Annotated in this window: 5 protein-coding genes; 3 read left to right on the forward strand and 2 right to left on the reverse strand. The window is 35.1% G+C overall.

All coding sequences use genetic code 11. The annotated features are described in order from the left end of the window. Positions 1-88: 88 nt before the first annotated feature. From B0A58_RS10060 to B0A58_RS10070, 3 genes are all read left to right on the forward strand, one after another. On the forward strand, positions 89-1147 hold the full coding sequence (locus B0A58_RS10060; protein ID WP_089080946.1) for an efflux RND transporter periplasmic adaptor subunit: 1059 nt from the start codon (positions 89-91) through the stop codon (positions 1145-1147). A 119-nt stretch (positions 1148-1266) separates the two neighbouring features. Then, complete coding sequence (locus B0A58_RS10065) at positions 1267-4344, forward strand: efflux RND transporter permease subunit (protein ID WP_089080947.1); 3078 nt, start codon at positions 1267-1269, stop codon at positions 4342-4344. Positions 4345-4360: 16 nt separating this feature from the next. Then, positions 4361-5662: a TolC family protein gene (locus B0A58_RS10070; protein WP_089080948.1), complete on the forward strand. Its 1302-nt coding sequence runs from the start codon at positions 4361-4363 to the stop codon at positions 5660-5662. 50 nt (positions 5663-5712) lie between these two features. Here the strand turns inward: B0A58_RS10070 and B0A58_RS10075 are convergent, their stop codons facing one another. After that, a complete protein-coding gene (locus B0A58_RS10075) occupies positions 5713-6726 on the reverse strand; it encodes a cellulase family glycosylhydrolase (RefSeq protein ID WP_089080949.1) in 1014 nt (337 codons plus the stop codon). Positions 6727-7854: 1128 nt separating this feature from the next. After that, entirely contained in the window at positions 7855-8718 is an 864-nt protein-coding gene (locus B0A58_RS10080) for an Rpn family recombination-promoting nuclease/putative transposase (RefSeq protein WP_089080950.1), read from the reverse strand. Positions 8719-8912 lie beyond the last annotated feature (194 nt).

The raw sequence follows: 8912 nt of genomic DNA on the forward strand, positions 1-8912 counted from the left end.
TTTTTTTAATTTTTTCTAAAAAATAACTTCGCATATTCGGACAATTTATATAAATATATTTGGTATTAATTAGTTAAAAAGCTACAATATGAAATTAAAAAACATCATTTTAGGATTTATTATCTTAGGATTGGGAGGATTGATTGTTTTTAGAATACAAAAAAATAGTAATTCGGAAGACAAAGGAAAGGACAAATCGGGCAAAAAACCTGCGGCCAAGGTTATGGGAATTGTGCTAAAATCGGAAGTTTTTAATGATGATTTGATGCTATCAGGAGCTTTAGAAGCGAGTGAACAAATAGAAATTCATAGCGAAATATCGGGCATTGTAACCCAGATTTTTTTTCAAGAAGGTAGTCAAGTAGCCCAAGGTCAATTGTTGTTTAAAATTAATGATGTAGAAATCAATGCGTTGTTGCAACAGGCCAAAACCAAAGCACATTTGGCCGCTGAAAATGAGCGAAGAGCGAAGTTATTGCTTCAAAAAGAAGCGATTAGTCAAGAAGAATACGAAATAGCCAATGCGGATTTAAAATCGGCTCAAGCTCAAACACAACTGGTAGCCGCTCAAAAGTCTAAAACACTAGTAAAAGCGCCGTTTTCTGGCAAGATTGGTTTGCGAAATATTTCGCCAGGCACTTACATTACTCCAAGTGTATTAGTTGCCAATTTATTAAATACAGACCAATTGAAACTTACATTTTCGATTCCAGAGAAATATGCTTCACGAATTCAAAATAAGGTCAAATTACAATTTTCATTGGCCAATGACAGCCAACAATATCAGGCACAAGTATATGCACTTGAACCACAAATAGAAGCCAATACCCGCACCCTAAAAGTACGAGCCAAAACAACCAATATTGCTGGCAAATTGATGGCAGGAGCATTTGTAACCATCCAGCTTCCATTGGATGTGATAGACAACGCATTACTAATTCCTACGGAAGCTGTTGTACCCTTTCAGGGGGGTAAAAAGGTATATATTGCCAACAACGGACAGGCCAAAGAAGTAAAAATTACCACAGCCACCCGAACAGACAGTTCGGTTTTGGTATTGTCTGGACTTCATGCAGGCGACACATTGGTAACAACTGGTGTAATGGCTCTAAAAGACGAAGCACCAATAAAAGTCATGGTCAAATAGCGGTTATTTGCATCTTATTTTTGATTAGCAATTGAAAAAATGAGTTATTGTACCAATAATCCTATTTAAAAACAACTTAATTATTTGGATCATCAAAAGTTAAAATCAAATACAAAAGCATGAGTTTATCTACACTAAGCATCAAAAGACCTGTACTAACGATAGTACTCAATTTGGCTATCATTTTATTTGGTATTATTGGGTACAGTTTTTTAGGAGTTAGAGAGTTTCCTTCGATTGATCCTGCACAGGTATCCATTCGAACAGATTATGCAGGAGCCAATGCAGATATTATTGAGTCTCAAATAACTGAACCCATTGAAAAAGCAATAAATGCCATTGATGGAATTAAAAATATAAGTTCGTCGAGTGTTCAAGGAACGAGTAACATTACGGTAGAATTTAATTTGGATAAAGATTTGGAAACGGCTGCCAATGATGTGCGAGACAAAGTAGCTATTGCGGCCAGAAGTTTGCCAAAAGATCTTGATGCACCACCCGTGGTATCCAAAGCGGATGCTAATGCAGATGCTATTATTTCGATGACAATTCAGAGCAATACCCGTAGTGATTTGGAGTTGAGCGATTTTGCTGAAAACCGAATAGCACCACAGCTCGAAACCATACCGGGAGTGAGCGGTGTACAAATTTGGGGACAAAAAAAATATGCCATGCGATTGTGGATAGATCCGATAAAATTAGCTTCATTTGGCTGTACGGTTTCGGATGTAAAAACAGCATTAAGCCAGCAAAATGTAGAATTACCTTCGGGTAAATTGACAGGAAACAACACCGAATTGACTGTAAAAACGATAGGCAGCTTAACCAATTCTGAAGAGTTTAACAATATTATCATAAAAAATGTAGGCGATAAAATGATTCGGTTTAGCGATATAGGAAATGCTGTTTTGGGACCTGAAAATGTAGAAACCAAAATGGCACAATCTGGTTTGCCACTTATTGGAATTGCCGTAGTACCACTTCCTGGAGCCAATTATTTGGACATTTCTAAAGCATTTTACAAAAAATTTGAGTCCCTTAAAAAAGATTTACCCAAAGACATTCAGCTTAATATAGCCATAGACAACACCGTATTTGTAAAAAAATCGGTGGTAGAAGTTGCCGAAACCTTGTTGATTTCAATCATTTTGGTTATCTTAATTATTTACTTGTTTTTTAGAGATTGGGCCATAGCATTTAGGCCATTAATAGACATTCCCGTGTCGTTGATAGCTACTTTTTTTATCATGTGGTTGTTTGGCTTTTCGGTAAATGTATTAACACTTTTGGCAATAGTTTTGGCCACAGGATTAGTAGTTGATGATGGAATTGTAGTAACCGAAAATATTTTCAAAAAAGTAGAAGAAGGCATGACGCCTATGGAGGCAGCCATTGCAGGATCAAATGAAATATTTTTTGCCGTAATTTCTATTTCGGTAACACTAGCAGCCGTATTTTTGCCTGTCATTTTTTTAGAAGGATTTGTGGGCCGATTGTTTAGAGAATTTGGAGTTGTTATTGGAGCCGCAGTATTGATTTCGGCCTTTGTATCGCTAACACTAACCCCCATGCTAAACGCTTATTTGATGAAAGGTGGTGTGCAAAAAAAATCTAAGTTTTATGAAATGACAGAGCCATTCTTTGTTAAAATGAATCTCGGATATAGTGGTGCATTAGAACGATTTTTAGTATATAAAAAATGGAGTTTCATTATTTTGACGCTTTGTTTTGGTATGATTTTTTTATTTTTTAATATTCTAAAAAAAGAAACAGCCCCTTATGACGACCGCAGTGCCATTGTACTAACCACAACCACCGCAGAAGGCTCGTCCTATGAATATACGGATAGGTTTATGCAAGAAATATCAAGGTTGATAGACGATTCTGTGCCTGAAAAACGAGTCAGTTTGATTTTGACAGCACCAGGATTCAATGCTTCGGCTACCAATAGTGGACGGGCAAGAATTGCTTTGATTAATCCAGAAGACCGCAAAAAATCGCAAAAAGATATAGCCGAAGCACTTACAAAATGGACAAAGCAATATCCAGAAGCCAAAACATCAGTATCGGAGCAGCCCACAATTGCAGTAAACAAAAGAGGGGGGTTACCCATACAATATATCATTCAGGCGAGTTCTTTTGAAAAATTAAAAGAAAAAATACCGCTTTTTATGGAAGAGGCTTCAAAAGATGCTACATTTGCAATAACAGACGTGAACTTAAAATTTAATAAACCAGAAATCAACATTATTGTAGATAGAGCAAAAGCCAAAAGTTTAGGGATTTCGGTTTTAGATATTGCACAAACTTTGCAATTGGGATTGAGTGGACAACGATTTGGTTATTTTCAAAAAAATGGTAAACAATACCAAGTAATTGGACAATTTGAACAAAAAGACCGTTCAAAACCAATGGATTTAACCTCGATGTTTGTAAGAAACAACCAAGGAACTTTGATTCAAATAGACAATGTGGTCCAACTAATAGAAAAAAGTAATCCACCACAATTGTATCACAACAATAGAAACATGTCGGCCACCATTATGGCAAGTTTAGCACCGGGCAAAAGTATGGGCGAGGGCATTGAAGCCATGAATCGGATTAGAGACAAGGTATTAGACGATAGTTTTACAACAGATTTAGGAGGAGAATCTCGAGATTTTGTTGAGAGTAGTTCCAACACATCGTTTGCTTTTGGATTGGCATTGTTGCTTATATATTTGATATTGGCAGCGCAATTTGAAAGTTTTATCGATCCGTTTATTATTATACTTACAGTACCAATGGCGGTGGCCGGGGCTTTATTTTCGTTGTGGTTGTTTGGTCAAACATGGAATATCTTTAGCCAAATTGGAACCGTAATGTTAATTGGATTGGTTACTAAAAATGGTATTTTAATTGTAGAATTTGCCAATCAATTACAAGAACATGGCAAACCAAAATACGATGCCATTTTAGAAGCTGCAAGCTCCAGATTGAGACCCATTTTAATGACCAGTTTAGCCATTGCTTTGGGGGCTTTGCCAATTGCCTTATCACTTGGTGCAGCTGCCAAAAGTAGAATTGGCATGGGTGTTGTAATCGTTGGGGGTACCGTATTTTCGTTGGTATTAACCCTATTTGTAATCCCTTCCATATATTTGATGTGGTCCAAAAACCAAAAAAATAATGCCACCAATCATGCACATGAGGCTTAATAAGATATGAATTAACATGAATTTAAAAAAGAAAATAGGACTATTTTTTACTTTGTTTTTGATACAAAATACAGAAGCACAAGACATTTTAACAATCGAAAAAGCAGCAGCACTTGTATTAGAACACCATTTTGATATTAAGTTAGCACAAAATGATCTAGCCGTAGCACAAATCAATAACACCATTGGCAATGCTGGAATGTTGCCCAATATAACGGCTTCTATAAACAATAATAACAGTTTGTTCAACACCACACAAACCCAATCCGATGGCAATCAAAAAACGCTGAATGGAGCCAAAAACAGTAACCTAACGTATGGTGTGGGGCTAGACTGGACGCTTTTTGATGGAATGAAAATGTTTGCAAAACGAGAGCAATTAAAAGTGCTGGAAAAGCAAAGTGCCTCACAATTAAAATTAGCCATAGTTTCTAAAATGAGCGAATTGTATCAAACGTATTATGGTTTGATTCAACAAAAACAACAATTAAAAGCACTCGACACCGCATGGACAGTATCAAAAGAGCGGTTGCAGCTGGCACAAAATAGATATAGCATTGGCAAAGCCTCAAAACTAGAAGTACTGAATGCTCAAGTGGATTTGAATAGCGATCAGAGTTTGATTTTGCAACAAAAACAGCAGATAAAAGAAAGCCTTATTGCATTAAACCAACTGACGAATCAGCCACTAGAGCACGTTTTTGAAATTGAAAATGATTTTAACATTCAAAACCTAATCGAAAAAAACAGCTTGCTAGAAAAAGCCTTGCAACAAAACCCACAATTACAAACACTGATTTTGTCCAAAAATGCAGCCGAATGGCAACTCAAACAAGCCAAAGCATCAAGATACCCCGTCGTTAAAATCAATACAGGATACAATTTTACCCATACCGAAGCTTCATTGGGCTTTGTAACACAATCTTCTGGAAAAGGTTTGGTTTACGGATTTTCAGCTTCAGTACCTGTTTTTAATGGTAACTTGCAACAACGCAACGAAAAATTAGCACAAAAGGCTATTGAAAATACCAATTTGACATACGAAAAACAAAAATTAGAAATAGAAAGTCAGTTATCCATTTTGTTTGAAAGGTTTAAAACCCATTTGAATTTGATAGACATTGAAGCTAAAAATGTTGTTATTGCCAAACAAAATTTAGACATTACATTAGCTAAATTCAAAATAGGAACCATAAGCACAATAGAATTAAGAACAGCACAACTCAATTATGTTGCAGCACAATTAAGATGGCACGAAGCCCAATACCAAGCCAAACAGAATGAAATTTTAATAAAAGAATTAACTGCGGGTTTTTAATTTTAGTATCTGTAAAACAATGTTTTTTTATTTTTTGTTAAAATATTATTTCAAAACACTCTATTTCTTTGAGCAATTTCTTTGAAAGTGCTCCCCCAGTTGTTGTTATTGTTGTTGTTTGGGGTTCCGTCTTCAAACAGTAACGCATCGGTATCACTGGCATCATATTTCCAAACCCAAGCACAAATGGAAATTCCACGGGCATGAATCTGATTCAAAAAAGGGGCTGTTTCCATCAAAATCCCTGCATTCATGGGAGCAATTTCGCCAAAAATAATTGGAATTTGAAGGTGTTGCAAAGAGTTTAATCTATTGGTAATCAAACTATTGGATTCTAACAACCATTTTTCATACGCATGAATATCAAACAGGATATTGGAATGTTGAGCCAAAAAAGCGGTTCCTTTATTGATCAAAACAGAAGCATCTTGTCCTTGCTCGGCACAGGGCACTACAATGATGTTGGCATTGCCCGTGTTTCTTATGATTTGAACCAATTCCGACATGTCTTCAAACCAAATAGCATCTGTGTAGCCATCCGCTCGGTCATAGCGATAAGGTTCGTTCCAAACTTCTATCCAAACATCGTTTTGCTCTTTGAAGTGCGTTGCCCAAGCCTGAAGTTGGCTCTTGAAAGCGTTCCAAAAAGCCGTTTGTGTAGGGCGTTTCCCCGAAAACAATGTAGCGGGTTGTCCGTTCCACCCAAAAGCACAAAGAACGGTAACTTTGTTATTTTGCCTATTGGAATCAACAATTTTTTGTAACGAATGTAAATAAGCCCCATTTTGGTCCAAAATTGGATTTCCAGTTACAGGAATTTCACTTACATTGCCTATAAATTCCCGAACAATATCCAACTTCCAGGCATTCATATCGGCACTTCCTGCTCCAAAACTATGAAACGCATTCGCCCCAATAAATTGTTTTGTTGCCCCATCTTTTTGAATCCAATTTCCTGAAATAGAATAGCCTTTCGGATGGGTTTCCAAGTCGGGTTTTGAACAAGCCGCTACAAAAAACAACCATATTACAGCCCATTGTATTTTGAAAAACCGTTTTTTCATGTTGGAATAATTAAAAGTAAACCACAAAAATAAGAAAAAAAACAAACCAAAACATTTAAAACATAACTTCTATAACCAATGGTTTTGAAATGGATTATAAACACTTTTTGGGCACCATTTCAACTATTTTTTTTAACCAAAATTTCGCATTAGACTTCGTAATGAAATCTAAAAATACAAGAAAATTAAGTGCTCACGGACTTTTTAAAATTTTAGAATATATTAATATATTAACATTTAAAAAAGGAGACATCGTAGATTGATGAACTCCAAAAAACAATATTAAAAAGTGAATAAAGTGCTTAATTGCTTCGCCAGTTCGCCTTTTGTGCTCGTGTTTGAAGTAGTTACGGATACTTCGTAAACACGGATTTTTATCTGTTTTTTTTTAATCCGTGTTTGTTTACATCTGTGTTTATACGTCTGCTTAATAATTGAACACGGATTACACGGATACTTCGTAAACACGGATTTTTATCTGTTTTTTTTTATCCGTGTTTGTTTACATCTGTGTTTATCCGTGTGCTTAATAATTGAATTAGATTATAATAGATTTCTAATGCTTAATTTGGGTTTAATCATTTGGAGCTATTTCCAGCCATCCATTCCAAGTCCACAACAAAAAAAGTGGGGTTCTAATGCAAAAAAAAGAGCTTCTTAGGTCGCTTTTTTTTTGCAAGAACCCCTACTTTTTTTGTTTTGCGGGCTTTCCATTCCTGTCTGGGCTAGGGCATTGGTTTTCCAAAAAATGATTTCATAAAAATAGAAATGACCGTATGATAATGCTTTATTTCATGAACAATCAACTTCTTGCGATCTATCGAATACGAGATACACCCCGAGAAAACCTTATGGTTAACTAGCTGCTATGAGTTCTCTTGAAAAACAAAGGGTAAGTAATTGAAAATGAGTTACATTGCTCGGTTTCAGGTGCAAGGAATTATAAAATATACATGAATACAATTTAAAAAAACGAATAAATTCTAGCTGTTTGGTATAACCAAACTATTATATAATCCTAACTAAAAACGTTTTATAAACCCCTGAATAGCATTAGTTTAAATCATGGGTTTTTATTTATTGTTGGTGCTACACACTCCAACGAAATTCTGGCTATTGGTAAAAGATTTAATTGTTTGTTTCGCTTCTTAACGCTTCTATTTTTTCTATAGGTAACTTTGTGATTTTATGAATTGTCAAATTGTCAAATCCTTCTTTTATACCATTTTTTGCAATATCCTCCTTAATTTTAAATTCCGCTTCGTTTTGCAAAGTAAAAGCCTCACTTGCCTTTAAACTTAAACTATCCATATAGCGGTGGTAGCTGTATTGGTCTTCTTTTTCAAGTCGCATAATGTCCAAAACATCGTTGGCTTCTTTTAAACCTTTGGCTTTGAAGTTGTCTTTTACTTCGCTGTTTTTTAGGAAATACACCCATTCGTCCAACGTGTCTTTTGCAATGTCGTTGAACTGGTTTACTTTCAATAAATAATATTCAGGGAAAATATCGGCCACTTCTTGTTTTACAAAAGTTTGCTTTTGTTTTTCGGATAAGCCTAAAATATCGTTTTGGTGTAAACCTTTAAAAATGGTTTTGCCCCGATAAATATAATCTTGCCCTTGCCCAAGGTCGAAATAAACGATATTGATTGAAATGACTTTTTTGACATTCAAATATTTAGCTCCTAATTTATGATTTTCTGAAATGGCTTTTGAAGTGCCATAAGCCATTCTGTGGAAGTAATCTATTTCGTAAGTAGATTGAATTTCGATGATAATTAGTTCATTTTTAGAGTTATGAGTCAAAATATCTACACGATTGAATTTGTCATCGTCATGTTCTTGATTGCTTTCGCTTTCAAGAATTTGTTCTATTTTGATGTTGTCAAACAACAATTCGCTCAAAAAACCTTCAAGTACCACAAAGTTGGCCTTATTTCTCAAAAGTCTTTTGATAGCCCAATCAAACGATATTAATTTTTTACTTTTCATCTAAATCATTTAAATCATTTGTGCAAAAATACGAAATATTTGATTTGGTTTTTTAACATTATGGTTTATCTTTCTTAAAATCCCTCCAAAAAAAGAGCAACCAAATCCTTATAAAATCCTAACTAAAAACGTTTTATAAACCCATAAAAGCCCTGAATAGCATTGGTTTAAATCCTGGGTTTTTATTTATTGTT

The sequence above is a fragment of the Flavobacterium branchiophilum NBRC 15030 = ATCC 35035 genome (assembly GCF_002217205.1).
Taxonomy (GTDB): domain Bacteria; phylum Bacteroidota; class Bacteroidia; order Flavobacteriales; family Flavobacteriaceae; genus Flavobacterium; species Flavobacterium branchiophilum.

Bases quoted from the DNA above. Each gene is read 5' to 3' on its own strand.
- B0A58_RS10060 (WP_089080946.1), top strand. From the start codon at position 89: ATGAAATTAAAAAACATCATTTTAGGATTTATTATCTTAGGATTGGGA.
- B0A58_RS10065 (WP_089080947.1), top strand. From the start codon at position 1,267: ATGAGTTTATCTACACTAAGCATCAAAAGACCTGTACTAACGATAGTA.
- B0A58_RS10070 (WP_089080948.1), top strand. From the start codon at position 4,361: ATGAATTTAAAAAAGAAAATAGGACTATTTTTTACTTTGTTTTTGATA.
- B0A58_RS10075 (WP_089080949.1), bottom strand. From the start codon at position 6,726: ATGAAAAAACGGTTTTTCAAAATACAATGGGCTGTAATATGGTTGTTT.
- B0A58_RS10080 (WP_089080950.1), bottom strand. From the start codon at position 8,718: ATGAAAAGTAAAAAATTAATATCGTTTGATTGGGCTATCAAAAGACTT.